The organism is Aneurinibacillus sp. UBA3580 (assembly GCF_002375825.1).
In the GTDB taxonomy this organism is placed as follows: domain Bacteria; phylum Bacillota; class Bacilli; order Aneurinibacillales; family Aneurinibacillaceae; genus Aneurinibacillus; species Aneurinibacillus danicus.
In genome coordinates, this window is record NZ_DFMZ01000008.1 from 2,669 (window position 1) to 3,496 (window position 828).

Annotated in this window: 1 protein-coding gene and 1 pseudogene; one reads left to right on the forward strand and one right to left on the reverse strand. The window is 47.7% G+C overall.

The features are described from left to right. Positions 1-418: ATP-binding cassette domain-containing protein (locus tag B2899_RS01440; RefSeq protein ID WP_286883501.1), on the reverse strand; the 418-nt coding region annotated here is incomplete at its 3' end. Positions 419-607: 189 nt separating this feature from the next. Between B2899_RS01440 and B2899_RS01445 the strand changes: the two are divergent. Continuing rightward, positions 608-828, forward strand: a pseudogene (locus tag B2899_RS01445) (hypothetical protein); the annotation flags it as partial.

Here is an 828-nt window from a genome sequence, read left to right on the forward strand (position 1 = left end):
TGAGCAGCTCGCCGGCTTCCGCTTCCGCCTGCCAGCCGTTCAGCTCGGCGAATTCACCCTCAAGTTCGGACGCTTTGATGCCGTCTGCTTCGGAGAAGTCCGGCTTGGCATAGAGCGCATCTTTTTCTTCCATAATCTCATAGAGGCGGCGATGGCCCATAATGACGGTCTTCAGCACTTCAAATTCATCAAACTCAAAGTGGTTCTGCTTGAGCACCGCGAGGCGTTCGCCCGGCGTAATGTTGACCTGGCCGTTCGTGGGCTCGATTTCGCCAGAGAGAATTTTAAGAAACGTCGATTTTCCCGCGCCGTTCGCGCCGATGAGGCCGTAGCAGTTGCCCGGGGTGAATTTTATGTTTACGTCGCTGAAAAGCACGCGGCTGCCAAAGCGGAGCGTAAGGTCCGTTGTACTAATCATACCGGTTATCTACCATCCTTTGTTTACGATTTGTATCACTAATCATGCATTATAGCACACTTTTCACATGGATAGACTCTTCATATTGCCGTTTTTCTTTTGGTGTGGATGTTTTTCGCTTATGCGGTTGACTGCGAGAAAAACGAAAACAGTTTTGGTTTAAACGTTTGAGTCAGGGAATGTGATATAATGAAAAGAAAAAAGAACGGAACGAAAGACGCTTGGAAAGGGGAACGTCTAGTGGGGGAGGAGACAAATGACCGAAGGGTAGTGTTTCTAGATTATGATGCACTGTGGAAAGAAGTCATTGAAGAATTTTTTCAGGAGTTTTTGCATTTCTTTGCGCCTGACGTATATGCAGCGGTGGATTTCAGAAAAGGATACGAGTTTCTGGAGCAAGAACTGCGAAC